Source organism: Sphingomonas sp. RS6 (assembly GCF_054489705.1).
The window spans coordinates 40227-63347 of the sequence record NZ_JBTMWM010000007.1 but is presented as its reverse complement, the minus strand read 5'-3'; the positions used below and the strand labels follow the sequence as shown (position 1 = coordinate 63347).

Annotated in this window: 18 protein-coding genes and 1 pseudogene; 13 read left to right on the top strand and 6 right to left on the bottom strand. The window is 63.8% G+C overall.

Annotation, left to right across the window (positions count from 1 at the left end; genetic code table 11):
• Positions 1-44: 44 nt before the first annotated feature.
• On the top strand, positions 45-449 hold the full coding sequence (locus ACX40Y_RS13340) for a MerR family transcriptional regulator (RefSeq protein ID WP_459120059.1): 405 nt from the start codon (positions 45-47) through the stop codon (positions 447-449).
• Positions 450-618: 169 nt separating this feature from the next.
• On the opposite strand, the pseudogene ACX40Y_RS13335 reads toward ACX40Y_RS13340, so the two are convergent.
• Positions 619-1080, bottom strand: a pseudogene (locus ACX40Y_RS13335) (tyrosine-type recombinase/integrase); the annotation flags it as partial.
• Positions 1081-1330: 250 nt separating this feature from the next.
• Positions 1331-1873: a hypothetical protein gene (locus ACX40Y_RS13330; RefSeq protein WP_459120058.1), complete on the bottom strand. Its 543-nt coding sequence runs from the start codon at positions 1871-1873 to the stop codon at positions 1331-1333.
• A 368-nt stretch (positions 1874-2241) separates the two neighbouring features.
• Between ACX40Y_RS13330 and ACX40Y_RS13325 the strand changes: the two genes are divergently transcribed.
• The gene (locus ACX40Y_RS13325) at positions 2242-2418 is read left to right on the top strand and encodes a hypothetical protein (protein ID WP_459120057.1); all 177 of its coding nucleotides are present in this window, start codon (positions 2242-2244) and stop codon (positions 2416-2418) included.
• An 18-nt stretch (positions 2419-2436) separates the two neighbouring features.
• Here ACX40Y_RS13325 and ACX40Y_RS13320 read toward each other — a convergent pair whose 3' ends face one another.
• Both ACX40Y_RS13320 and ACX40Y_RS13315 read right to left on the bottom strand, forming a co-directional pair.
• Complete coding sequence (locus tag ACX40Y_RS13320; RefSeq protein WP_459120056.1) at positions 2437-3939, bottom strand: tryptophan halogenase family protein; 1503 nt, start codon at positions 3937-3939, stop codon at positions 2437-2439.
• Positions 3940-4100: 161 nt separating this feature from the next.
• Positions 4101-6980 (bottom strand): TonB-dependent receptor, encoded by a 2880-nt coding sequence (locus tag ACX40Y_RS13315; RefSeq protein WP_459120055.1) that lies wholly within the window; start codon positions 6978-6980, stop codon positions 4101-4103.
• A 457-nt stretch (positions 6981-7437) separates the two neighbouring features.
• Here ACX40Y_RS13315 and ACX40Y_RS13310 point away from each other — a divergent pair, with 457 nt between their 5' ends.
• The 11 genes from ACX40Y_RS13310 (at position 7438) to ACX40Y_RS13260 (ending at position 22338) form a co-directional block, all read left to right on the top strand.
• Positions 7438-8979: an alpha-L-fucosidase gene (locus ACX40Y_RS13310; protein WP_459120054.1), complete on the top strand. Its 1542-nt coding sequence runs from the start codon at positions 7438-7440 to the stop codon at positions 8977-8979.
• 44 nt (positions 8980-9023) lie between these two features.
• Positions 9024-11102: a beta-galactosidase gene (locus ACX40Y_RS13305; protein WP_459120053.1), complete on the top strand. Its 2079-nt coding sequence runs from the start codon at positions 9024-9026 to the stop codon at positions 11100-11102.
• A 133-nt stretch (positions 11103-11235) separates the two neighbouring features.
• Positions 11236-11493, top strand: coding sequence for a hypothetical protein (locus ACX40Y_RS13300; protein ID WP_459120052.1), 258 nt, complete (start codon positions 11236-11238; stop codon positions 11491-11493).
• Between the two features lie 43 nt (positions 11494-11536).
• A complete protein-coding gene (locus tag ACX40Y_RS13295; RefSeq protein ID WP_459120051.1) occupies positions 11537-13828 on the top strand; it encodes an FdhF/YdeP family oxidoreductase in 2292 nt (763 codons plus the stop codon).
• Positions 13829-13833: 5 nt separating this feature from the next.
• Positions 13834-14706 carry a cytochrome ubiquinol oxidase subunit II family protein gene (locus tag ACX40Y_RS13290; protein WP_459120050.1) on the top strand — a complete coding sequence of 291 codons (873 nt, stop codon included), beginning with the start codon at positions 13834-13836 and terminating at the stop codon, positions 14704-14706.
• Positions 14703-16787, top strand: a complete 2085-nt coding sequence (locus tag ACX40Y_RS13285) for a cbb3-type cytochrome c oxidase subunit I (RefSeq protein WP_459120049.1) — start codon at positions 14703-14705, stop codon at positions 16785-16787. The genes ACX40Y_RS13290 and ACX40Y_RS13285 overlap by 4 nt, the downstream gene beginning before the upstream one ends.
• Complete coding sequence (locus ACX40Y_RS13280) at positions 16784-17410, top strand: cytochrome c oxidase subunit 3 (RefSeq protein WP_459120048.1); 627 nt, start codon at positions 16784-16786, stop codon at positions 17408-17410. Before ACX40Y_RS13285 ends, ACX40Y_RS13280 begins: the two co-directional genes overlap by 4 nt.
• Positions 17407-17721, top strand: a complete 315-nt coding sequence (locus ACX40Y_RS13275; protein ID WP_459120047.1) for a cytochrome o ubiquinol oxidase subunit IV — start codon at positions 17407-17409, stop codon at positions 17719-17721. Before ACX40Y_RS13280 ends, ACX40Y_RS13275 begins: the two co-directional genes overlap by 4 nt.
• A gap of 513 nt (positions 17722-18234) precedes the next feature.
• Entirely contained in the window at positions 18235-20316 is a 2082-nt protein-coding gene (locus ACX40Y_RS13270) for a TonB-dependent siderophore receptor (protein ID WP_459120046.1), read from the top strand.
• 2 nt (positions 20317-20318) lie between these two features.
• Positions 20319-21506 (top strand): PepSY-associated TM helix domain-containing protein, encoded by a 1188-nt coding sequence (locus ACX40Y_RS13265; RefSeq protein ID WP_459120045.1) that lies wholly within the window; start codon positions 20319-20321, stop codon positions 21504-21506.
• Between the two features lie 274 nt (positions 21507-21780).
• Entirely contained in the window at positions 21781-22338 is a 558-nt protein-coding gene (locus ACX40Y_RS13260; RefSeq protein WP_459120044.1) for a c-type cytochrome, read from the top strand.
• Between the two features lie 46 nt (positions 22339-22384).
• Here ACX40Y_RS13260 and ACX40Y_RS13255 read toward each other — a convergent pair whose 3' ends face one another.
• Entirely contained in the window at positions 22385-22633 is a 249-nt protein-coding gene (locus tag ACX40Y_RS13255) for a hypothetical protein (RefSeq protein ID WP_459120043.1), read from the bottom strand.
• 5 nt (positions 22634-22638) lie between these two features.
• Complete coding sequence (locus tag ACX40Y_RS13250; protein WP_459120042.1) at positions 22639-23121, bottom strand: TspO/MBR family protein; 483 nt, start codon at positions 23119-23121, stop codon at positions 22639-22641.

The following is a 23121-nucleotide window of genomic DNA, read 5'->3' as shown; positions in this document are numbered from 1 at the left end:
ATGACAGGCTATATAGGGCCTGTAGCAACTACAGGGTCAAGAGCATGGCGTTGACGATCGGGGAAATGGGAAAGGCCACAAACACGAAGATCGAGACGATCCGCTACTATGAGCGGATCGGCCTGCTGCCAAAGCCCGCGCGAACGTCGAGCAACTACCGGGACTATGGGCAGGCTGAGCTTGGCCGCCTGTCATTCATCCGGCGGTCCCGCGACCTCGGCTTCTCGCTGGATCAAGTGCGCGCGCTACTCGGCCTTTCCGACGACAAGAGCTGCGACTGTGCTGGGATTGATCGTATCGCCCACCAGCATCTGGTGGAGGTGGATCGCAAGATTGCTGACCTCCAAGCGCTGAGAAGGGAATTGAAGGCGGTGATTGACTCGTGCGACGGAGGAACTGTCGCTGAATGCCGCATTATCGAAGCTCTGGGGCCGGAAATATCTACTTGATCGTCGGCTCTCGGGCCGGAAGCTGACGCTGGGGACGCGGAGGGGTACGTCCTGAGTTGGTCGAGAACGGACCCGCCCCCCCGGTGCGAGCAACAACGAATGTGTGCCGGGACCATTTGAATCAGTACGGCAAATTCAACCTGCACACGTCACTCGGCTTCGATGCGTCTCATCGTACAAGACGCAGGCCCGAGGGCTTCTGAACAATCCCGAGATCTCCAAGCCCCGCCCGGACGGCGTCTCGAACGTAGGATGGGCACAAGTGTGCATAGTGCTTCCGCGTGATCCGTTCGTCAGCGTGGCCAAGCGCTTCAGCGATAACCGCCATGGGGACACCTGCCATGGCGAGCCGCGACCCATAGGTGTGCCGAAGGATGTGAAACCCGGCTGGTTCCACGCCCGCCGCTTCGCAGGTCTCACGCATCGGCCTGATCTGGCGGGAGGTGCCCAGCCCGCGATCGTGCTGGTTCAAGAAGACGAGCGCATCCATCCGCTTTCCCGTGCACAGGCCACGAAATAGCTGAATGCCCTCGTCGCTCAGATGCACGAAGCGGGGCCGACCACTCTTCGTGTCGGGGAACGTCACCACGCCGGTCATCAGATCGACGTCGCGCACACGAACACGATGTAGCTCGGACCAGCGCGCCGGTCAGCAGCGCCCCCTGGATCAGCGGGCGGAACCAGTCCGGCGCACATTCAATCAGGCGGTGGATCTCCGGCCCTGTGAAATAGCGAATCCTGGGCGCGCTGACCTTCGCGTGGGCCTTCACGCGCCGCCACGCCGTCCATCTGCGACCTTGCCGAGGGCGAAGGCTCGATTGAGCGCAGCCCGAAGCGGGGTGAACGCGCGATCGGCGTTTGCCCGCTGGACGCGTGCAGCATCATCGCGAAGCGGCCGCTCCTTGGCGATGCCCTTCTTGTTCGCACGGTACACGGAACGGCGCGACGCGATCTTCTCCAGAAACGCGCGCAGTCGCTCGGTGGTGAGATCGCTCACCTGCACATTCTTGAACTCGGGCCGAACGAACCGCTCGACGACATAAGCGGGTCTTGTCGAGCGACTTGCCCGCGAAATTCTCGAGGTAGTCGTCGAGGGCCTCCTCGACCGTGTAGCGCGGTCGCCGCCGGCCCGCATCGCGGTCCAGCGCCTCGAACCAGTCGCGCGCCTTGACCTGCGCCGCAGCAAAACTCAGCACGTCAGAGGTCTCGCTGTCGAACGCATCGTCAGCGACGCCCAGGAGCAACTGCTCGCGCTTGCCGTCCGCGGTGCGGTACTTGGCGAACCAGACGCCGCCCTTGGCGCCTTTGCGATACCCGAGCGCCCTGCCGCGCGTCAGCGCGTGCCAATAGGGGGCGTGACGCTTCGGCAACAGCGCACGTGCAGTCCTGCTGTCGAGCCTGTGGTTGCGAACGATCCGCGCCATGGCGAGCCCCTCGAACTTACTGCAAAATTACTGCAAAAGTGTAGCAGGAATTGCATGGATGCGAAAGGACTGAAATTTCGCAAAGCATTGAAAAACAAAGGATCCATAGGCGTCCACATGGACGCCGAACCCTCTGGGGGGCCATTCTCTCACGGCGAAAACACGGGTTCGAGTCCCGTCGGGGTCACCAGCGCGCTTCCCAAGGCAATACAAGATGTACCACGAATCGCCATTTCTGCGATTGTGGTAGGCGCCAACGGCTACGCAGACAACAAGCGCCCGCCCCTCGGGAAGCCTCGCCAGTTCCTCAACGTTGATCCGGTAGTGCTTCGAATGGCGTGCATTCAGGCTTAGTCTCAATCACAGCCATGTTCGGCCTCGCCCTGGTGCAGATGATCGTCCAGTTCCGCTGCTTCCTGCACATCAGCCTGCAGCGATCGGCGCGCGACGATCTGCGACTGATCCTGTTCTCGACGCTGATCGTCGCGCTGATGGTTGGCGGCACGCTGGTCATCCTCTTCAACCTGCGCATGCGCATGATGTGAGCGCGCGGAGCGGCGCGGCTACGCCGGGACCGCCGCCAGACGACGATCGGCAAGGAAACGCGCATGACTTGGAAGCGCATCGGCACCGCGCCGGATCACCGACTGCATCCGCCGCAACATCGCCCTGGCCTCGTCCGAGGGCAATGCGTCCGCCTGAGGATCATGGCCGCGCGGCATCAGCCCCTGCCCCGTCATCACCGCGACCCAGCTCGCTTCGGTGAACAGTTCGCCGGGTTCGATGAAGAGGCGGCCGTGGCTTGCGAAGACATCCATCCGCTGCGCCAGGCTGTCGGGCACAGCCATCGCCGAAACATCGCGCCAGAAGGCCGTGTCGCGCCGGCGCGTCTGCTTGTAATGGAGGATCACGAAATCGCGGACGCGCTCATAATCGGCCTGGGTGAGCCGATTATACTGCGCGACCTCGGCAGGCTCGATCCGCCCGCTCGGGAACAGCGACATCAGCGTCGTCACCCCCTGTTGCACCAGATGGATCGATGTCGATTCCAGCGGCTCGATAAAGCCCGATGCCAGCCCGAGCGCGATCACATTGCGGTTCCAGGCCAGCTTCCGCCGACCGGTCGTGAAGCGAAGTTGCCGTGGCGAGGCGAGGGCGCGGCCTTCAAGCCCCGCCAGCAACTGCGCCTCCGCCCTGGCGTCGTCGAGGTAGCGGCTGCAATAGACATGGCCGTTGCCGGTGCGATGCTGGAGCGGGATCTGCCACCGCCACCCGGCCTCGCCCGCCGTCGAGCGCGTATAGGGGCGCGGTTCGCCGCTATTTTCGCAGGGCACCGCAATGGCACGATCCATCGGCAACCAATGCGACCAATCCTCATAGCCGGTCGAAAGTGCCTGCTCGATCAGCAGCCCGCGAAACCCCGAACAGTCGAGAAACAGGTCGCCCGAAATGCGGCGCCCGTCCGCCAGCATCAGCCCGTCGACAAACCCCGTCTCGGGATAGAGGGCAACGTCGACGATCCGCGCGTCGATCTGGCGAACGCCTTGCGCAACCGCCTTCTCGCGCAGATAGCCGGCGTAGAGGCTGGCATCGAAATGCAGCGCATAGGACAGTTTCGAGAGCACGTTGCGCGGATCGTCTGACGGACGCGCGAATTTCCCTGCCATCGCCGCGACTGTCGGCAGCGAGTAATCGGCGAGTTCCCCCTCGCGCAGACGAAGCCAATGCTGATGAAACTGGACGCCGCCGAGATCGGCGCCGAACACACCGAATGGGTGGAAATAGCGCTCCCCCACCGCGCCCCAGTCGCGAAACTCGATGCCCAGCTTGTAGGTTGCCTGAGTCCGGCGAACGAGTTCGTCCTCGTCGAGCCCCAACAGCCGGTTGAGCGTGAGAATGGGCGGAATCGTCGCTTCGCCGACACCGACCGTGCCGATTTCCGAGGATTCGATCACGGTGATGGTTCTGTCGGTGCGGGCAAGGCCATTCGCGAGCACGGCAGCCGCCATCCAGCCGGCCGTGCCGCCGCCGACGACAACCACGTGTTTGATCAGGCGATCAGACATGCAATCCCTTCCCCCGGCAGCGGGCGCCCCGGCCACACTGCGCGCGCCGCGGGATCATGTGAAGGCGGAACGCGCTTGGCATCGGATTTCACAAAAAGACGCGGTAGCCCGGGTGAGGGTGCCACCGCGCCAGGAGGGTCTCTTTCAGGACGCCATGGCCCTCAGAACCGAAGGCGGACTCGCGCCGAAACGCGCCGGTCGTTCAGCTTATAGTCGCGCGGGTTGCTCGGAACCGCCAAATAGCTTCGATACACCGCATCGTTGATGTTTGCGGCATCGATCGTGATCGCGAGATTCTTGTTGATGTCATAGCTCGCCGATGCGTCGAGCACACCATATGGCTGGTGAAATTCGGGCAACGTCTGCGTACCGACACCGGTCGTCGTGATCAGATACTTGCCACGCCAGTTATACGCGAGGCGCAGGTTGATGCCGTATTTGTCGTACAGCGCGACCAGATTGTAGCTGTGCTTCGAAAGACCGGCGATCGGCACGGTGATCAGGTTGGTGCTTCCCACCGTCCCCTGCGCCACCTGACCGGCGTTGCTGTCGACATAGGTGTAGTTGGCCTGAACCCCCAGGCCGGACAGGAAGCCGGGCAGGAAATCGAAGAACCGTTGCCCGCCGAGCTCGAAACCCTTCACCTCGCCCTTCGATACGTTGACCACCGAGGTGACGTTAAACTGGACGTTGCCGAGCCCTTCGATGTTGCGGGTGACCGCATAGGTACGGTTATCGAGCAGGTCGTAGAGATTCTTCTTGAAGATCGTGCCGTAGACGAAGCCGGTCCTCGAGAAATACCATTCGAGTGCGGCGTCGAACGACGTCACCCGCTGCGGCTTCAGATCGGCATTGCCGGCCACGCTTCCGGTCCCCGCATAGGGATTGGTGGCGGGATCATAGGGCAGGTTCGGATTGACGAGATCAGGCGTGCTCGACGTGCCGGTATAGGTCGGCCCGAGGCTGTAGCTGGGGTTGAGCTGGCTGAAATCCGGGCGATAGATGTTCTTTGAAAAGGCGAAACGCGCTTGCAGATTGCGGGTGACGTGCAGCCTCAGGTTCACGCTTGGCAGCCATTTGGTGTAATCGCGTCCGCCGTCGAAAGGTTCGCGCACGGTGACGGTCGGCGGCGCGGTGACGCTGCCGTCCGGATTTGTCACCGGCGTCGAGCCGGGCGCGCGGTAGTTGAGAATCTGGAAGCCGTGCCCTTCCTCGATCGTACGAACATAGCGCAGACCGGCATTGCCGTCCCAATCGAGCCCGAACACCGTCGACCCGAACGCGGCGCGCGCATAGGCGGAGATGTCTTTCTCATCCACCGTCCCGTTGAACGAATTGGGATCGTCGAACGCGCGGAAGCCGATGTCTTGTCCCGAAATCGCCTTCACGTCGGCAAAAGCCTGTTCGGGATTGCGCGCGGAAGAGAGCCGCCATTCGACCACCGGGCCGAACACAAGGTCGCTCGCCCGACCACGCAGCAGCGAGCTCTGGAGCGGGTTGAGCTCGATGAACTCCGGATAGCCCGACGCGCGGTAGCAGCCGCCAGCGCTCGACCAGTTGGCGCAGGTCGATCCGATGGCCGTCCAGGTGCCATAGGTCGTGTTGCGGTTGATCGCCGATTTCACCGAATAGCGGCCACCGACGCTCAGCTTGCGCAGCAGCGACCCGTCGTCGAAATCCCATTCCAGATCGCCGCGGATGGCATCGGCATCGGCCGTATTGTCCTCGGCATAGGGCAGGATCGCAGTGAAGCCGTAATTGGCGGGATCGGACAGATAAGTGGGGTCGGTTGGCAGGAACGACGGGAAATCGCCGCGCGTGTCGAACTGGAGCGTCCAGTCGCGCCCCAGCCCCGCCAGCGACTCGTTCGGGTTGAACACGCCCAGCGTCAGGTTGATCGACTGCTGCTGCGCAGTGGAATGGATATGCTGGTAATCGACCGAAAAGCGCAGCCGGTCGTTGACGTCCCACTTCAGCCCGCCAGCGAAGTCATTGGTCAGCGTCTGGCGGTTGTTGCCATAGACGACGTCAGACGAACCCGGGTTCAGAAGCGCACCGGACGTCGCGACCCCGTCCTCGATGGTGAAGGTCGAATCCGGGTCCGGCGTCATCGAACTGCCCGACGCGAAGAAGGACAGGCCGTAGTCGTGGAACCGGTAATGCGCCGTCAGGAACTGGCCGTAGATTTCCAGGTTATCGGCCGGTCGCCATTGCACGGCGGCCGCCGCGCTGAACCGCTTGCGATTGCCGGCACCGATGTTGAAGCCTCCGCCGTGCGGCACCTGGACATTCTGATCCTCATAGCCCGGCACGAGCGTGTTCTGCACAATCGCGCCGTCGATCGGCGTCGGCCCATGGAAATAATAGGGCTCAACCTGCACGGCGTCCTCGCGGAACGCCGTGGTCTGCCACGATGCATTCACCAGAACGCCGATTTCGCCGATTCCGGTGTTCCAGCGATCGCTGAGCAGGCCCGAAAGCCCTTTTCCATCGTCCTCGATCAGATCGTAGCGGGTGTACGACCCGGTGACCGAGAACACCCGTCCCGGCGCGTCGAACGGCATCCGGGTCTTGAGGTTGACGGTACCGCCCAGCGAGCCTTCGATCAGTTCGGCCGACGGGTTCTTGTAAACGTCGACGCCCGCCAGCAGGTCCGGGCCGACCTCTTCGAACGAGAGGCCGCGGCCGCCATTGGCGGAAAAGATGTCGCGCCCATTGATCTCGGTGCGGATCTGGGTGAGCCCGCGGATCGCGATCCCGCTGCCTTCGCCGCGGTTGCGCTGGATCTGGATGCCCGAAATCCGCTGTAGCGCCTCGGCCACGTTGGTGTCCGGCAGGCGGCCGATGTCTTGGGCGGTGATCGAATCGACCAACTGTTCTGCATTGCGCTTGATCGCCTGCGCCGAGGCGAGGCTTTCCCGCAGCCCGGTGACGACGATTTCCTGCTCGTTCGCAGCATCGGCATCGTCGGACTGTACCTCGCCGCTCGAACCCGCAGACGCGGCGCCGCCCGTCTGCGCAACCGCGGCCGGCGACAGCATTGCCGTCAACGCGACGGCCGACGCACCACAGGCAATTCTCGCAAAACCCCTCATCGCTCTCCCCTCTCTCCCGGCGGCCGCTGCTGCGGTCTTCGCCATCGATATTTGTCAGACTTAACGGACTTTTTGGGAAATGAAAATATACATTCACCTGTGAAAGATGATTTTTCGCGTGTCGGCTAGGTAATTGCTCCGCTCGGAAACCGCCACGGCGTGCTTCGAAGGCGCTTCGGCGCCCGCCTCGACTCACCTTAAGGTGAGCGCCGAGACCACCGGTGCCCTAGTGCGGATCGCGAGTCGCAATCCAAAGCTGGCGCCGCAAGCGCGCGCGGGTTGACGCCCGAAAAGGCCACAGATAGGTTGAAATGCCATTTGCAGATATGCAACCTACTGAGAAACGGCGATCGAGCCGGCCGCAATAGGCAGGGTAAAGCAATCATCCGGGAGAGGTGTTCGAATGCTGTTCAGCAAACGCGAGATACTGGCTGCCCCCCTGGCGACCGCCTTGGCGGGACGCGGTGCCGCTGCGGCCGTTCGTCAGCAGCGCCTGCCGGCGATCGAATCGGGGCCGTTCAACCCGACGGTCGCGTCGCTCAAGACCTATCGCACGCCCGACTGGTTCCGCGACGCGAAGTTCGGCATCTGGGCGCATTGGGGCCCGCAGGCGCTGCCCCGGCAGGGCGATTGGTACGCGCGCTTCATGTACGTGCCCGGGCACCGGCATTATGATCATCATCTGAAGACCTATGGCCATCCGTCGGAGAAGGGGTACAAGGACCTCATTCCGCTGTGGACTGCCGAGCGGTTCGATCCCGATGCGCTGATGGCCCGCTATGCGGCGGCGGGCGCCCGCTATTTCGTGTCGATGGGCGTTCATCACGACAATTTCGATCTCTGGAACTCGAAGCACCATCGCTGGAACGCGGCCGCGATGGGCCCGAAGCGCGACATCGTTGGCGCGTTCAAGGCGGCAGCGAATCGGCGCGGACTGCGTTTCGGCGTGTCAGAGCATCTTGGCGCCAGTTATACCTGGTGGCATCCGAACCACCTCTACGATCAGTTCTGGCCCAAGCTCGGCGTCCGCTATGACGGCGCGAATCCTGGCTTTGCCGATCTTTATCACGACAATCGCGACGAACCGTTCCTGAACACCCCCGAATCCTGGTACACGCAGAACCCCGCCTTCCACGCGCTCTGGCTCAGGCGCATTCGCGATCTGGTCGATTCCTATCAGCCCGATCTGCTCTATTCCGATGGCGGCCTGCCCTTTGGCGAGGTCGGTCGCTCGCTGGTCGCGCATCTGTACAATGCCAGCATCGCCCGCAGCGGCAAGCTCGATGCAGTCTACACGTGCAAGGACACGGGCTCGGGCGAGTTTCACCGCGGGGCCGCCGTCCAGGATGTCGAACGCGGCGTGCTGGAAGGCATCAATCCCTATCCCTGGCAGACGTGCAGTTCGAACGGCGACTGGTTCTTCAACGAGAATTACGGCTACAAGCAACCGGCGGAAGTCATCACGATGCTGGCCGATATCGTCAGCAAGAACGGCAACCTGCTGCTCAACGTCGTGATGGACCCGGACGGCAGCCTGCCCCGCGCCTCCGACCAGCTGCTCGCCGAACTCGCCGACTGGATGAAGATGAACGGCGAGGCGATCCACGGAACGCGGCCCTGGAAGATCTTCGGCGAAGGGCCGACCGAAACCGCTGCCGGCATGTTCAAGGAAAAGGCCGAATATACCGCACGCGACATCCGGTTCACGACGCGCGGGCAGGCCCTCTATGCCATCGTGCTGGGCGTTCCCCAGGGCGGCACCGCCTTTACGATCCAGTCGCTCGGCGCAAGCAACCCGCATGAGCGGCACCGGATCGCGCGCGTGCAACTGCTCGGCGCGCGTGGCTCGCTGGGCTTCCGGCAGCGCAGCGATGGACTCGCCATCGATCTGCCCGCCCGCCTTCCCAGCCGCCATGCGATCGCGTTCAGGATCGATTTCGCCTGAGCTGGCCGACCATATATTTCGAACTTCAAGAGGAATTGACACGCATGAAGCACCGGACCGTCAGACTGGCCGGCACCGCCTTGCTGGCAGCGCTCGGCGCGGGTGTTGCGGCCCTTGCCCCCGCCCCCGCTACCCACGCCCAGAGTGCCGAGGGACACCCCGGCTGGCCGGGCAAGGGCGATCTGTTCGTCGGCACCTGCTACCAGCCGGTCGATCGCAGCCCCGAACAGATCCGCCAGGACATCGCGGTGATGAAGGCCGCCGGCTTCAACATGGTGCGGATGGGCGATCTTTCCTGGGACTCGTTTGAGCCCGAGGAAGGCCGCTTCACCTTCGAATGGTTCGACAAGGTGATCGAGCAGATGCACGCTGCGGGCATCCGCGTGATCGTCGACATTCCGGGCCAGCCCGCGCCGATCTGGCTGCACAAGACCTATCCCGGCGTCGACATCGTCGGCCAGGATGGCGTGCGGCACAATGCGGCCTCGCGCTATTGGGACAATATCGCCGATCCCGATTACCGCCGCCTCGCCAAACGGCTCGCCGAGAAGATGCTGCAGCGCTACGCGAAGCACCCGGCGGTGATCGCGATCGGCTATGACAATGAAATCGGCAATGGCCAGGTTTCCTATTCCGAGGCCGACCGGCTGCGCTTCGTCGACTGGCTGAAACGGAAATACGGTTCGATCGAGGCGCTGAACACCGCCTGGGCGACGCAGCGTTGGTCGCGCCGGATCAATAGCTGGGATCAGGTGGACCTGCCCTATTTCCACGGCCCCGGCCCCAACGAACGCTATCTCGATCTCCGGCGATTCTGGTCCGAAGACACGATCGGCGCGCTCAAGGATCTGGAGGCCGTCCGCAAGCGCTTTGCCCCCAACCTGCCCGTCGCGTCGAACCTGTGGCCGACCGCCTGGACCAAGGGTTTCGATTATCTGCGCTCCTGGGACGAAATCTCCACCTATGGCGCACAGGGTTTCTATCCCGGCGACCCAATGGGCGCGGCGTTCGAGGTGATGATGAACAAGGCGTCGCACGAGACGCCGGTCTGGTTCAACGAGTTCACGGCCGGCGGCGGCGGCTATTACGGCACGCCCGGCCGTTCGCGGATGTGGGCCTATTTCGGGCTCGCTTATTATGCCCAGACCTTCCTCGCCTGGACGTTCAATTCGCATATCGGCGGAGAGGAGCAGGCGCTGTTCGGCCTGATCGATCATGACGACCGGCCATCGTGGAAGGTGGACGAATTCGCGCAGATCGCCCGCGAGTTCAAACAGCTCCGCACGCTGGGCTTCCCGCGGTATAACCAGCCCGAAATCGCCGTCCATTATTCGTTCGATACCAACTGGCTGACCAGTCCGCCGTCAGGGCCGAACACGATGAAGGAGTATTTCAAGGGCGATTACGGCAATCAGGTGAAGGCCGCGTTCGAGCCCTTCTTCCGCGACAATATCGACGCGGCGGTGATCGATGTCGGGCACGACCGGATCGACGGGTACAAGCTCGTCATGCTGTCCAGCGCCTATCTGATGGACCAGCAGACGAGCGACGCCGTCCGCAGCTACGTCGAAAAGGGCGGCACTGTGATCATGACCGGCTATTCGGCGAAGGTCAACGAGACCGGCAAATGGTTCGCCACGCCGCTACCTGGGCGTCTGACCGACGTGTTCGGGCTGCGGACGAACGAGTTCTACCGGTCGGACGTACCGCTCAAGGTAAGCTTCGGCGATCAGACGCTTACCGGCAGCGACGCCTATTACGAAGTGCTCGAACCGTCGACCGCCCGCGTTCTGGCGCGTTTCGAAAACACGCCGAAGAAAAGCCCCGCGATCACGGTCAATCGCTATGGCAAGGGTCAGGCAATCTATCTCGCCACGGCGGCACAGCCCGGCCTGATCGGCCCGCTGGTCCGCTCGCTTTACCCGTCACTCGGTATCGAACGCGGGCCAAAGACGCCGGAAGGTGTCGTCGCCCGCGTCGTCGACGGTCGCACGCTGTATGTGAACACCGCCAACGCGCCGGTTTCGGTGCCATTCGACGGCACCAGAAAGGGCATCCTCACCCGCCGATCCTATACCGGCAGGATCGATTTGCCGGCGTACGGCGTGGAACTGCTCGAATAATCCCCGGGGCGATTTCCGCGGCTAGCGGCGCTCACGCCCTCCGGCGGGACGGCGAGAGTCGCGAAGCCGACAAGGTCGGTCTCAAACGCCAGCAGCCCCCGACCTACGCGGCTGTGTCGTTCGATCCCTGGCGTTGACCGTTTCGCTGATCTCGCTGACAGCGTTCGCCTGCCTCCAGCGCCACGACATCAGCCGATTGCCAGCGCTTGACGGACGAACTGCAAAGAAGAAGCGTTTCAAGGTCAACCCAATCGGCTACTACTTCCACTTCGACATCGCCGACTTGCGCACCGAAGACCCGTATCGCTACACCTCGGCACAGCTGAGCCCTGTTCTCAAAAAAACCTGCTTCACCCTCGTTGGGGGTTGCATCTCCCGGCCCGAATTGTAACAAAGCATGTCGCTGGGGGGCGCCGAGACGGAGAAATCTCGTTATGGCGCAAGACGATAAAACCGTCCATTATGACGGTCCATCCGGCGGTTTCGGATCGCTGAAGGGCGTTGCCCGTATTTTCGGCAAGGAATGGGCCACTCCGATGGCGCTCGAAACGCTCGAGCGGCAGAACAAGCCCGGTGGTTTCATGTGCATCTCCTGCGCCTGGACCAAGCCCGAGCACCCGCACCCCGCTGAATTTTGCGAGAACGGTGCCAAGGCAACGCTGTGGGAGCTGACCACGCGGACCTGCACGCCCGATTTCTTCGCCAAGCACACCGTCACCGAGCTGCGCGACTGGAAGGACTACGATCTCGAGCAGACCGGGCGCCTGACGCACCCGATGCGCTACGATCGGGCCAGCGACAAATATGTGCCGGTCGAATGGGACGAGGCGTTCGCGGCGATCGGCGCTGAACTGAAGGCGCTCGATCCCAAGTCGACGGTTTTCTACGCCTCGGGCCGCGCGAGCCTCGAGACTTCCTATCTGTTTGCGCTGTTCGCCCGGCTGTACGGGCACAACAACCTGCCCGACAGCTCGAACATGTGTCACGAGACGACGTCCGTGGGGCTGAAGAAGGTCACCGGCTCGCCAGTCGGCACCTGCCAGCTCAAGGACTTTGACCTCTGCGACGCCATCTTCTTCTTCGGGCAGAATACCGGCACCAACAGTCCGCGCTTCCTCCACACGCTGAAATCGGCGGTCGAGCGCGGCTGCAAGATCGTTACCTTCAATCCGGTGCGGGAAAAAGGGTTGGTCGAGTTCGTCGATCCGCAGAACCCGATCCAGATGGTCACGCAGAACCCCACCCAGATTTCCTGCCTCTATTATCAGGTGAAACCGGGCGGGGACATTGCCGCGATCATGGGCATGATCAAGCACGTCCTGGCGGTGGAGGACCGGCAATGGTCCGAGCAGGAGCATCATCTGCTCGACGTCGATTTCATCGCCCAGCACACCCACGGTTTCGAGGAAATTGTGGAGAAGGTCCGCGCGACCAGTTGGGAGGAGATCGAGCATGAATCCGGCCTCAGCCGCGCCGATCTGGAAGCGGCGGGCCAGGTTTATTGCGACGCGGAGAAGGTGATCGGGATATATGGCATGGGCGTCACCCAGCACGTTCATGGCTCGCAGACGATCGGGATGCTGGTCAACCTGCTGCTGCTGCGCGGCAATATCGGTGTTGAGGGCGCGGGCATCTCCCCGGTGCGCGGCCATTCCAACGTGCAGGGTCAGCGCACAGTCGGCATTTCTGAAAAGCCTGAGCTGGTACCCTATGACTATCTAAAACGGATTTTCGACTTCGATCCGCCGCCCGAAAAGGGCGTGAACACGGTCGAGGCGTGCGAAGGCATTCTCGACGGGAGCATCAAGGCGTTCATCGGTCTGGGCGGCAATTTCGTCCGCGCCATTCCCGAGCGCGAGAAGATGGAGGCGGCGTGGATCAGCATGCGCCTCACCGTCCAAATCGCCACCAAGCTCAATCGCAGCCACCTGATCAACGGCGAAGTCGCCTATCTGCTGCCCTGCCTCGGCCGCTCCGAGGAGGACATGCAGGAAGGCGGCCCGCAGGTCGTGACGATGGAGGACTCGCTCTCGATGGTCCACGGCTCGGTCGGCAAGCGCAAGCCGGCGAGCGAGCATCTCCGCTCCGAACTGGCGATCGTCGCCGGCATCGCCAAGGCGACGCTGCCGCCCAAGCCGACGGTCAAGTGGGACGAATGGGTCGGGGACTACGAGAAGGTGCGTGACCTGATCGAGGCGACCTATCCGGACAAGTTCAAGGACTTCAACGCCCGCAAGTTCACCCCCGGCGGCTTCTTCAAGGGGAACGAGGCGCGCGAACGGATTTGGAAGACCGAAAGCGGCAAGGCGGAGTTCACCACGCCGACGACGCTGGCCAGCGTGGGCGTGCCCGACAAGCCCGGCCGCTACCGGCTGATCACGATGCGTTCGAACGATCAGTTCAACACAACCATCTATGGCTATTCCGATCGCCTGCGCGGCATCGAAGGCACGCGCGACGTGCTGCTGATGAGCCCGAAGGAGATCGAGGCCGCGGGCCTTCGCGCGGGCCAGGTGGTCGGCCTCGCCAGCGATGCCGATGATGGCGTCGATCGACAGGTCGGCGGGCTGACCGTCACGCCCTTCGATCTGCCCGATGGCTGTGTGGGTGCCTATTATCCCGAGATGAATCCGCTGATCCCGCTCTGGTATCACGACAAGCTGTCGAAGACGCCGGCGGCCAAGGGGGTGCCGGTGCGCATCGTCACGCAGGCAGACGCCGCCTGATCGGGATGCGACCGGCCGGAGCCCCATGCCGGCGGATCAGGGCGGCGGCATCGCTCGCCGCCCTGCCCGTGCTGCTCGGCGGCTGCGCGGCACTGAAGCTGGGCGTAATGAACCATGCCGGCCCGGTCGCGGCGGACGAATGGCATGTGTACCTGATCCTCGCCGTGGTGCTGATCTTCGTCGCGGGGCCGGTGCTGCTGCTCGTGCCGATCATCGCCTATCATTACCGGCTTTCGAACAAGGACGATGCCTTTCGGCCGAACTGGGGCTTCTCCTGGCCGCTGGAAATCCTGATCTGGCTGCCGCCGATCGGCATCGTCATTGGCCTCAGCTTCCTGCTGTGGAACTCGACGCACCGCCTCGACCCTTACCGCCCCCTCGCCTCCCCCCAGCCGCCGGTGGAGGTGCAGGTGGTGGCGCTCGATTGGAAATGGCTGTTCATCTATCCCGAAGAGCGGATCGCCACGGTCAACCAGTTGGCGATTCCCGTCGGCCGGCCGGTCCATCTCAGCCTCACCAGCGGAACCGTGATGCAATCTTTGCTGATCCCGCAACTCGCCGGACAGATTTACGCAATGGCCGGCATGAAGACCCAGCTGCACCTCGCCGCCAGCCGGCCGGGCGTTTTCCTCGGGCAAAACACCCAATATAATGGCGAGGGCTTCCATAAGCAGAAGTTCGACGTGATCGCGCTGCCGCCGTCCGACTATCGCCGCTGGCTCGCTCGCGTGCGCGCGGCAGAGCAGCCACTCGACGCCCGCGCGCTTGCCGAGGTGACGCGCCGCTCGGTTTCCCCTCGCCCCGCCTTCTACTCGGCCGTGCCGCCAGCATTGTTCGAACATCTGATGATGGCGTCGACCCAGGCGCACGCACGATGAGCGATCCCGTCCTGCCTGCGCTGCTCGGCCGCTTCGCCTGGGACTCGCTGCCCTTTGTCCGCGCCTGGGAAAACCCCACGATCAACGAACTGATCGCCGCTGCGGCCGGGGGGATGGTGGTGGCGGGTGCGCTGTTCGTGGTGGTGCTGCTTACCGTGCTCGGCCGCTGGCGCTGGCTCTGGTCGGAATGGCTCACCAGCCTCGATCACAAGAAGATCGGCATCATGTATGTCGTCATCGCACTGGTGATGCTGTCGCGCGCGCTGATCGAGGCCAATCTGATGCGGCTGCAGCAGGCGGTGGCGATCGGCAATCCGGGGATCGTCGCGCCCGAGCATTTTGCCGAGCTGTTCAGCACTCACGGCTCGATCATGATCTTCTTCATGGCGATGCCGTTTCTGACCGGCCTGATCAACTATCTGGTGCCGCTGCAGATCGGCGCGCGCGACGTGGCCTTTCCGCTGCTCAACGCAGTCGGGCTCTGGCTCACGGGTGCGGGCGCGGCGCTGATGATGGCCTCGCTCGTGATCGGCCGCTTCTCGACCGGCGGCTGGAGCGGCTATCCGCCCTTTACGGAGATCGGCTTCAACCCGGGCGTCGGCCCCGATTACTGGATCTGGGCGGTGACGCTCGGCTCGATCGCCTCGACGCTCACTGGCATCAACATTGCCGTCACCATCTACAAGATGCGTTGCCCGGGCATGAAACTGATGCGCATGCCGCTGTTCGCCTGGACCAGCCTGTGCACCGCGATCCTGATGATCTTCGCAATGCCGCCGCTGACCATCGCCACCGCCCTGCTCGCGCTCGACCGCTATCTCGGTTTCCACTTCTTCACCAATGCGCTGGGCGGCAACATGATGAACTATGCCAACCTGTTCTGGATGTTCGGCCATCCGGAGGTGTACATCGTCATCCTGCCCGCCTTCGGCATCTATTCCGAAGTCGTCTCCACCTTCTCGTCCAAGGAGCTGTACGGATACAACTCGCTGGTGATCGCGACGATGGCGATCGCGGTTCTCTCCTTCACCGTCTGGCTCCACCATTTCTTCACCATGGGCCAAAGCCCGAGCATCAACGCCGCCTTCGGCATCGCGACGATGACGATCGGCGTGCCGACGGGCGTGAAGATCTACAACTGGATCTGGACGATGTTTCGCGGGCAGGTCCGCTTCACCACGCCGATGTGGTATGCGCTCGCCTTCATGATGACCTTCGTGCTGGGCGGCCTCACCGGCATCATCCTGGCGTTTCCGCCGCTCGACTATGTCGTCCACAACACGCTGTTCCTCGTCGCGCATTTCCACAACATGCTGATCCCCGGCACGCTTTACGGCATGCTCGCGGCATATACGTTCTGGTTTCCCAAGGCGTTCGGCTTTCGCCTGAACGAAACCTGGGGGCGGATTTCCTGCGCCTGCTGGGTGCTAGGCTTCTACCTCGCCTTCATGCCGCTCTACGTGCTGGGTGCCGCGGGCATGGCGCGCCGGACGCATTCGATCGTTGAGACCGCCTATCGCCCCTGGCTCTATGTCGCGGAGGCAGGCGCAGTGGTGCTGTTCTGCGCGCTCGCCGCGCTGATCGTGCAGCTCTGGGTGAGCATCCGCGAGCGCGAGGCAAACCGCGTCTTCGCCGGCGATCCGTGGGACGGCCGCGGCCTCGAATGGTCGACATCGGCCCCGCCGCCCGAATATAATTTCGGGCGTCGCCCGGAGGTGGATCAGGCGCACTGGTTCTTCGACGCCAAGCGCAGCGAAGCCCCCTATGCGCCAGCATCGCGCTATCACGACATCGAAATGCCCCGAAACACCGCGGTCGCCCCGATCATCGGCATCGCCGGCGGCGCCGTCGGCTTCGGGCTGGTATGGCATATGTGGTGGCTCGCGATCCTCGGCACGCTTATCATCATCGCGACGGTGATCGCACGCAGCTTTGCGCGCGACACCCACCGCATTATTCCTGCCGAGACGGTGGAGCAGACCGAGCGCGCCTGGCTTGGCGCGGTCGCCTCCACCTGGCCGATCCCGCGCGAGATCGAGACGAGCAGCGCCAATCGCGGCCTCGCACTGGTGCAGCAATGAGCGCGAACGAGGTTGCACATGCCGGCCTGAACCTGGGCCATACCGATAGCGAAACCCATGCCGAGGCCGGCCGGGACGTGTTCGGCTTCTGGGTGTTCCTGATGAGCGATGCGGTGCTGTTCGCACTGCTCTTCGCCACCTATGGCGTGATGCTGCCCGCCACCGCCGGCGGTCCCACTCCGGCGAGCGAATACAAGATCGGGCCGGTGTTCATCGAGACGCTGATCCTGCTGACCAGCAGCCTCACCTATGGCATGTCATCGGTGGCGATGAAGCATGGCGGCAGGCAGCCCGTGATCCTGGGGTGGCTGGCCACAACGCTCCTGCTCGGGCTGGCCTTTATCGGCATGGAGGTCAGCGATTTCAACGAGATGTTCGCACACGGCGCCTATCCGACGCGAAGCGGCTTTCTCTCTGCCTTTTTCGGCCTCGTCCCGCTGCACTTCCTCCACGTGTTGACCGGCTGCTTGTGGATCGTCGTGATGATGGTTCAGCTTAGGGTGTTCGGGCTGGATCCGCGGGTGAAGATCAACCTGCTGCGGCTCGGGCTGTTCTGGCACTTTCTCGACATCGTCTGGATCGCGATCTTTTCCACCGTCTATTTGCCCGGGATGCTCGCATGAGTGGCGCGAACGACGAGCGGCGGCGCGAAATCCGCATCTATCTTATCTGCTATGCTGCCGCGCTGGTGCTGACGGCTGCCGCCTTTGCCCTGGTCCACTGGCCAGCGCTGGCCGGGCAGGCGACGTTCGCGGCCGTGCTCGGCCTCGCCTTGGTGCAGATGATCGTCCAGTTCCGCTGCTTCCTGCACATCAGCCTGCAGCGATCGGCGCGCGACGATCTGCAACTGATCCTGTTCTCCACGCTGATCGTCGCGCTGATGGTGGGCGGCACGCTGGTCATCCTCTTCAACCTGCGCATGCGCATGATGTGAAGGCGCAGAGCGGCGAGCGGCGACCTGTCCAATGGCGCGCGGGGCGATGCCAATGACGGGCGGGAACGGCAGCAGACAGGCGTTCACCGTCCGCTGACTCCCGGCCGTACCCGTATCGAAACTGCACCCGATCGCGGGCAGCGCGACATTGACGACCGATCCGTCGACGAGGCGAGGCTTGACGCCATAACCATCGTGGCGAGCACCCAGCCGGTATAGGGCTCGCCCTGCGACCCTGCGTCGTGGCGAACCCCTCCTGGCGCCGCGACGACGTGGCGCCGGTCATTTTGGTTGCTCCGCCTCTCGTATGGCTCCTGGGAAACGTCGCCGCGCCCCGGCGGGTTCGTTGCGGCGGACGCATATTCGTATTGCTCTCGCACTGCTATCGCGAACAATTCTCAAAAGACTTGGCATCATGCGCTTCGGCCGCTAGGGGCTGTTGCGAACAATTCGCATAAAAAAGGGGGTTCATTCGTGATTTTGAGAGCTACGCTGTTCGCGTCCGTATCGCTGTTGTCGCTGCCTGCGCATGCGCAGGACAATCCGGCGGCAGCGGCTGGCGAGGATCAGACGATCACCGTCACCGGCCGCGCCCAGCGACTCTATCGGGTCGATCAGACCACGGTCGGCAAGGTCGCCGAAGACCCGATGAACATTCCCCAGTCGGTTCAGGTGATCAATTCCGATCTGTTCACCGATCAGGGCGCGCGCGACGCGACCGACATCTATCGCAACATCTCCGGCGTCACTGCCTTCAGCTATGCCGGCGTCACTTTCCGCGGCTTCCGCCAGGACCAGTCCTTCTATGATGGGCAGCGGGGCAATCCATTTATCGGCTTTTCGGTGCCTCAGTTGTTCAACATCGACCGGGTGGAGGTGCTGAAAGGGCCGGCCGGTTTGTTCTTTGGTCCCGGATCGCCGGGCGGAATCATCAACTATGTGTCGAAGACGCCTTCGGACAAGACCGGACTGCGCACCGTCGTCACCGCGGGCAATTACGATCGCATCGGCATTTCGGCAGAGGCGACCGGCCCGGTCGATCGCGACGGCATCGTCACCTATCGGCTCGGCGGGTTCTACGAATCGATGGACCCGTTCCGCCGGAACACGCAGAACAAGTCGCACATCGGCGACGCCGGCCTGTCGATCAAGACCAACGACGGCGGCAAGCTCACGCTCCAGGCGACGATCTACGACAGCAGCTACCAGGCCAATCGCCTGCGCGGCGTGCTGGTCGACGATGACGGCAACTTCCTGACCAGCATCCGCTGGAACGCCAATGAGAAGACGGATTTCCTGCATCTTCGCTCAGAGGCGTATCAGGCGCGTTATGCGACGACGATCGGCGACAACGTCACCTTCGATGCCGGTGCGCGCTATTTCAAGGCGAAGGAGACGCAGCAATATCATGAGCCGCGCGGGCTCGATCCCTCGAACCCCGATCTCGTCCGCCGCGAGTTTCGCGATCAGATCCGCCCGGTCGACGGGCTGTCGTTTATGGCCAATGCGACGGCGAAGGTCGACCTGTTCGGCCTCGCGAACAAGTTTCAGGCGGGGGTCGACTGGTATGACGAAACCAGCATCCTGCACTCGCGCATCCTTCGCAGCGGCGTGACGTCGCTCAGCCTCAGCAACCCGGTGTACGGCACCGCAGCGGACGACGTCGCCCGCGCCGCACAATTGCCCTTCACCACCACGGACACCCGCACGAAGCGCCGGGGCGCCTATCTTCAGGATCAGATCAGCCTCACCGACGCGCTGCTGATCGTCGCGGGCATGCGCTATGACCGGTTTGAGGACGGGGTCACCACCAGCACGGGCGACACCGTGACCGCGCGATCGAGCTACACCGATGGTGATTTCACCTTCCGCGGCGGCGTGATCTTCAAGCCACGTCGCGACGTATCGCTCTACACCAGCTGGTCGCAGAGCTTCGAGCCGCAGAGCGCCGCCGATCAGAACAGCGATGCCGGCGGCCCCTTCGCGCCGGTGACCGGCAACCAGCTCGAGGGCGGCGTGAAGACCCAGCTGTTCGGCGGGCGGCTCCAGGCGAATGCCGCCGCCTACCGCATCGTCCGCCGCAACATCCTCCAGATCGATCCCGCCGGCACGCCGGTCAACGGCGTCGACCCGCTGGCACCGATCGGCGAAGTGACGAGCAAGGGCATCGAGTTCGATCTCGCCACCGATCTCACGCCGAACTGGGTGCTGATGGCGAACTATGCCTATAACGACACGCGGATCACCGGCACCGCGCCCGGCCAGTCGATCACCAACGCGGTCGGCGATCGCTTCGCCAACGCCCCCGAGCATCAGCTGGGTTTCTGGACGCGCTACCAGGTGCCGGCGATCGGCGCCGCCTTCGCGTTCGGCGGCGAATATGTCTCCAGCCGGATCAGCCTTTCGGGCCAGACGGTGAAGCCATACACGATCTTCGATGCGTCGATCACCAAGCAGCTCGGCTTTGCGGAACTGTTGCTGCGCGTCGACAACATCTTTGACGAAGTCTATGCCGCATCGGGCTTTTCGGCGAGCAGCGGGCATTTCCCGGGCGAGCCGCGCACCTTCCTCACCGAATTGCGCATGCGTTTCTGACGATGTCGACGGCCGGCAGGCGAGCGGAACGATCGCTCTGGTGGCGGGTCCATAGCTGGGCCGGGCTGAAGCTCGGCATCTTCATGACCTTCGTGCTCGCCACCGGCACGCTGGCCGTGTTCGCGCATGAGATTGACTGGCTGGTGACGCCGGCGATGCGCGCGGTGCCGCAGGAGGGCCCGCGCGCCAGCTGGGGCACGATTGCTGCTGCCGCCGCCCGCGCCGAACCGGGCGGCCGGCTTGAGACGATCTATGCGCCGATCGATCCCTGGTTCACGGCCGAAGCGCTGGTGGAGACGGACGGCGGCATCCGCCGGCGCGTCTATGTCGATCCGTGGAGCGGCGCCGTCACGGGCACGCACAGCTGGGCGAATGTCCACCGATTTCTGCGGCAGGTTCATCGCCACCTCATGCTGCCGACCCGGATCGGCATCCCGATCGTCGCCTCGCTCGCGCTGCTGCTGCTCGCCTCGCTCGTGACGGGCATCGTCACCTACAAGAAATGGTGGCGCGGCTTTTTCCGCCGCCCCCGCTCGGGCGATCTGCGCCGGCTCAGCGGCGACCTCCACCGGCTGGCGGCGCTGTGGAGCCTGTGGTTCGTCGCGCTGATCGCGAGCACCGGGCTCTGGTATCTGGTCGAGACGCTGGGCGGTCATGCGGCGGTGCCGCGCCTGCCGAAGACGCCGGTCAGTGCCCCCGCCCCCACCGGCCCGGCGCTCGATCGCCTCGTCGCGGTGGCGCAGACCGCCCGCCGGTCGCTCGAAATCCGCGAAATCCGCTTCACCGAGCGCAACGGCGTTGTCCTGCTCGGCCAAGACCAGGCGTGGCTGGTTCGCGATCGAGCCAATCTGGTGGCGATCGATCCAGCGGACGGCCGCGTGCTTGCCTCGCTTGATGGGCGCACGCTCAATGCGCATCAGCGGATTTCCGAAATGGCCGATCCGCTGCATTTCGGCACCTTTGGCGGACTGGTGACCAAACTGATCTGGTTCCTGTTCGGCCTGGCGCTGACCGGCATCTCGATCACCGGCGTCGTGATCTATGCAAAGCGGCTGGAAAAGGCCGGCGGGCACCGCACCGGCGCGGGCCGCATCGCCTTGGCCGGCATGGGCGCATGGGGCTATGTCGCGACCGGGCTGGTGATCACGGCGCTCGTGCTGACCCCGATCGCCATCGGCGGGACGAACTGACCGCCGGCGATTCGCATGACGCCCTGAAAGTTGCCGGCCAAATCATTGCGATCCAACCAGCAATTCCCGCCCAGATGTCGCATGGAAACGTCCAGACACATGGACGACATGCCCGAGTCCCGCGTCAAATCAACGCGCCACCTGAACCAAGGGGAACCAGGGGCGCGTCTTGAACATTTCGCTGGATGCTTTCAGATGTACGCTTTATTGGACATGAACACCGAAGCGCTCGCGCAACGAGTGGGGACGGTCAGCAACGGAGAGGATCGATATGATGGAGTCGGGATCGAAGTCTCGTTTTGGCTCGATGGCGCTTTGCGTCGCGGCCTCCGCGCTCGCGCTGGCCGCATGCTCCAAGCAGAGCGAGCAGGATAGCGCCAGCCAGGCAACGCCGGCGGCCGCCGCCAGCGACACGGCAGCCACCGCTGCGACGACGCCTGCTGCTGCACCCGCCGCGCCGGCGGCAGAGGCGGCCCCCGCTGCTGACAACACCGATACGCTCACCGGCGTGAAACTCGCTTCGTTCACCGGCAATGTCGATGCCGGCAAGACCGCCTTTACCACGTGCCAGACCTGCCATTCGGCCGACCCGGGCGTGAACAAGATCGGTCCGTCGCTCCACGGCATCGTGGGACGCGAAGCCGGCACCGTCGCCGGGTTCAACTATTCGGATGCGAACAAGAACAGCGGCATCACCTGGACGCCGGAGAAGCTGTTCCAGTATCTGGAGAAGCCGGCGCGCGTGGTGCCCGGCACGAAGATGATCTTCCCCGGCATTCCCGAGCCGCAGAAGCGGGCCGACGTCATCGCCTATCTGAAGTCGATTTCCTGAACGCCCGCCCGCCCGGCGTCGCTGCACGCGTCGGGCGGGCCTGCACTTACCGGCGGCTCCGCGACAGGTCGGCGAGGTGGATTGGGAACGACAGCGCCAGCGCGAGCGCGATCCACGGCCAGGCCGCCCCCACCAGCGCCGCGCGAAGCGCTACCAGCATGAGCGCGCCCGGCAACAGCCGCAACAGCGCATCGCCCAATCGCCACCCGCGCGCCGCGACCAGCCAGCAAAGCTCCGCCGCGATCACCGCCAGCACCAGATCGACCGCGTGTCCGCTGGCGAACCAGGCGGCCATCGCGCTCAGAAGAACGGCCCGTTGAGCTTGACGATGTACATGTTGAGATAGCCGGCGAACGTGACCCATAGCAGATAGGGCAGCAGCAGCACCGCCCCCGTCATCGATCGCCGCCACACGAACACGATCAGTGCCGCGATCGAGAGCCACAGGCCCAGCAGTTCGAACAGCGCCCAATCCGGCCGATGCAGCCGGAAGAACAACAGGCTCCACAACAGGTTGAGCGCACCGTTCAGCGCGAACAGGCCGATCAGCCATTCGCGCTCGCGCCAATCAGGCATCGACAGCCAGCCGGTCACCCCGGCAAGCGCGGTGCAGGTGAAGATCGCCGTCCATGCGATGCCGAACGCCATGTCGGGCGGCGCCCAGGAAGGCTGGATCAGGCTGCGGTACCAGGGGCCGGTATCGGTGATGCTCGCGCCCAGCACGGCGACGATGGTCGCGGCGAGCGCGGCGATCAGGACCGGCAGCGGCCAGGCGCGGCTCAT

Excerpts from the sequence above, each read along its gene's own strand:
- ACX40Y_RS13290 (WP_459120050.1), top strand. The coding sequence starts at position 13,834 with ATGCGACCGGCCGGAGCCCCATGCCGGCGGATCAGGGCGGCGGCATCG.
- ACX40Y_RS13330 (WP_459120058.1), bottom strand. The coding sequence starts at position 1,873 with ATGGCGCGGATCGTTCGCAACCACAGGCTCGACAGCAGGACTGCACGT.
- ACX40Y_RS13280 (WP_459120048.1), top strand. The coding sequence starts at position 16,784 with ATGAGCGCGAACGAGGTTGCACATGCCGGCCTGAACCTGGGCCATACC.
- ACX40Y_RS13315 (WP_459120055.1), bottom strand. The coding sequence starts at position 6,980 with ATGCTGTCGCCGGCCGCGGTTGCGCAGACGGGCGGCGCCGCGTCTGCG.
- ACX40Y_RS13285 (WP_459120049.1), top strand. The coding sequence starts at position 14,703 with ATGAGCGATCCCGTCCTGCCTGCGCTGCTCGGCCGCTTCGCCTGGGAC.
- ACX40Y_RS13310 (WP_459120054.1), top strand. The coding sequence starts at position 7,438 with ATGCTGTTCAGCAAACGCGAGATACTGGCTGCCCCCCTGGCGACCGCC.
- ACX40Y_RS13255 (WP_459120043.1), bottom strand. The coding sequence starts at position 22,633 with ATGGCCGCCTGGTTCGCCAGCGGACACGCGGTCGATCTGGTGCTGGCG.
- ACX40Y_RS13275 (WP_459120047.1), top strand. The coding sequence starts at position 17,407 with ATGAGTGGCGCGAACGACGAGCGGCGGCGCGAAATCCGCATCTATCTT.
- ACX40Y_RS13340 (WP_459120059.1), top strand. The coding sequence starts at position 45 with ATGGCGTTGACGATCGGGGAAATGGGAAAGGCCACAAACACGAAGATC.
- ACX40Y_RS13320 (WP_459120056.1), bottom strand. The coding sequence starts at position 3,939 with ATGTCTGATCGCCTGATCAAACACGTGGTTGTCGTCGGCGGCGGCACG.
- ACX40Y_RS13295 (WP_459120051.1), top strand. The coding sequence starts at position 11,537 with ATGGCGCAAGACGATAAAACCGTCCATTATGACGGTCCATCCGGCGGT.
- ACX40Y_RS13250 (WP_459120042.1), bottom strand. The coding sequence starts at position 23,121 with ATGAGCCGCGCCTGGCCGCTGCCGGTCCTGATCGCCGCGCTCGCCGCG.
- ACX40Y_RS13260 (WP_459120044.1), top strand. The coding sequence starts at position 21,781 with ATGGAGTCGGGATCGAAGTCTCGTTTTGGCTCGATGGCGCTTTGCGTC.
- ACX40Y_RS13325 (WP_459120057.1), top strand. The coding sequence starts at position 2,242 with ATGTTCGGCCTCGCCCTGGTGCAGATGATCGTCCAGTTCCGCTGCTTC.
- ACX40Y_RS13265 (WP_459120045.1), top strand. The coding sequence starts at position 20,319 with ATGTCGACGGCCGGCAGGCGAGCGGAACGATCGCTCTGGTGGCGGGTC.
- ACX40Y_RS13305 (WP_459120053.1), top strand. The coding sequence starts at position 9,024 with ATGAAGCACCGGACCGTCAGACTGGCCGGCACCGCCTTGCTGGCAGCG.